This is a genomic window from Achromobacter sp. UBA5777 (assembly GCF_002418565.1).
Lineage (GTDB): Bacteria > Pseudomonadota > Gammaproteobacteria > Burkholderiales > Burkholderiaceae_B > Achromobacter > Achromobacter animicus.
Genome location: NZ_DIEJ01000127.1, coordinates 1 through 2,221, shown reverse-complemented (window position 1 = coordinate 2,221; position 2,221 = coordinate 1). Strand labels below are relative to the sequence as shown.

1 protein-coding gene and 1 pseudogene are annotated in these 2,221 nt (G+C 64.6%); both read right to left on the bottom strand.

Features of this window, described 5'->3' with window-relative positions:
* The coding region (locus B3446_RS09505) for an ABC transporter permease (RefSeq protein WP_414632406.1) at positions 1-656 on the bottom strand (656 nt) is incomplete at its 3' end.
* A 129-nt stretch (positions 657-785) separates the two neighbouring features.
* Positions 786-2,221, bottom strand: a pseudogene (locus B3446_RS09500) (ABC transporter substrate-binding protein); the annotation flags it as partial.

The following is a 2,221-nucleotide window of genomic DNA, read 5'->3' as shown; positions in this document are numbered from 1 at the left end:
TTGGCGCGGGCGGTGCGCACGTAATCCGCGGACAGCGCCTCCAGCATCGACGACCGCGTATGCCGCATCAGATACGCCGCGATTGCCGTGGACAGCACCAGCGACGGCATCAGCATCGTCTTGATCGACAGCCAGAAGTCTTCAGAGGGCGACACATACCCCGAGGCCGGCAACAGTTTCCACTGGACCGACACCACCATGATGAGGATGATGCCCAGCCAGAAGTTGGGAATGGACATGCCGGATAACGCCGCGATGTTGGCGCCCATTTCGACGGGCTTGCCTTTGCGCACCGCGGCAATGATGCCCATGGGAATGCCCACCAGCAGCGCAAAGAACATCGCCATGGCGGCCAGTTGCAGCGTGACGGGCAGCTTTTGCGCGATCAGCGTCGTGACGGGCACGTCGGTGCGCAGGGACTTGCCCAGATCGCCTTGCAGGACCTGTCCGGCCCAGGCCGCGTACTGCATCGGCAACGGGTCGTTCAGGCGGTATTTGTCGCGCAGGTAGTCCAGGACGGCCGGGTCGCGCTCTTCGCCGGCCAGGGTCAGCACCGGATCGCCGGGCAGGATTTTCTGCAGCATGAACACGATCATCGACACCAGTATCAGTGTCGGGATCGCGACGATCACGCGGCGCAAGATGAGTTTAAGCATGTGGGAAACCGTAAGACAGGAACGACGGACGGCGCCGGCCGGACAGGGCCCGATGCGCGTCCGCCGCAAACGACAACCGGACGCGCAAGGCGCGTCCGGCGGGCGCGGCGGGCATTCGCCGCCCCAACATTACTTCTGCGCGAACGTCACGCCCTTGAGCCGGATCATACCGTCCGGATAGGGCGTGAAGCCCTGGACTTTCTTGCCCATCACGAAGGGCCACGGCTGGTAGTAGTTGTACACGCCGGGCAGTTCGTCCTGGATGATGACCTGCGCCTGGTCGTAGATGGCCTTGCGCTTGGCCTCGTCCGGCACCGTGCGGGCCTGGTTGAGCAGCTTGTCGACTTCCGGATTGCAGTAGTGACCGTCGTTCAGTGCACCCTTGCAGGTGACGAAAGCGTGGATGTTGCCGTCGGGATCGACCCGGCCGGACCACCCCAGCATCACGATCTGGAAGTTGCCGCCCGAGGCTTCCTTTTGAAGCGCCGCGTATTCGGTCGGGCGCAGCGACAGGTCAAAGCCCGCCTCGGCAGCCATGGCCTGAACGATTTCGGCGATGGACGACGTGGTGGTGTTGTTACCGAACACCAGCTCGGCCTTCACGCGGTCAACGCCCGCCTGCTTGAGCAGGCCCTTGGCCTTGGCCACGTCGCGCTGGGTGACCGGGAATTTGTCGCTGTGATAGGGGCTGGCGGGCGGGAACGGCTGCTGGGCCGGTTCGAAGATGCCGCCACCGGCCACTTCGTTGATGGCGTTGCGGTCGATGGCGTACTGGAACGCCTGGCGCACCAGCTTGTTCTTGAACGGGTTGTCTTCGGCGCGCTTGCCGTTGCCCACGTTGAACATGAACTGCTGGAAGCCCAGGCCCGCAACCGGCGCGAACGTCAGGCTGGCGTCGTTCTTGACCTGCGGCGCGTCGGACGGATTCAGGCGTTCCAGCATGTCCAGATCGCCCGCGCGCAGGTTGGACAGGCGCACGGTGGTGTCCGGGATGGGCAGGAAGGTCACGCGCTTGAACGCGTAGTCCTTGGCGCCGTAGTACTGATCGAATTTTTCCAGGACGATGCGGTCGTTCTGGATGCGTTCGACGAACTTGTACGGGCCCGAGCAGATGGGCTTGCGGCCCACGGCGGCGACGTCGTCCGAGAAGGTCTTGGGCGACAGCATCATGCCGGCGCGGTCGGANNCAGGGTCAGCACCAGCGTGGTGGCGTCGGGTGCGTCGACCTTGGCCACCGAGCGCAGTTCGCCCTTGCGCAGGCTGTCCGGCAGGCTCATGGCGCGATCCAGGTTGGCCTTGGCCGCCGCCGCGTCGAATTTGGTGCCGTCGTGGAACAGCGCGTCGTCGCGCAGCTTGAAGGTCAGCACCTTGTTGTCGTCGCTGAACGACCACGAGGTGGCCAGCTGCGGTACGAAGTGCAGCTTTGGATCGATGTCCACCAGCTTGTCGCACAGCGACGTGAACACGATGCGGCCCACGTAGGTGCGGGCCCGATGCGGGTCCAGGACATCGGGATCTTCCTGCAGGCCGATCCGGATGTTCTGGGCGCTGGCGGCGCCGGCGGC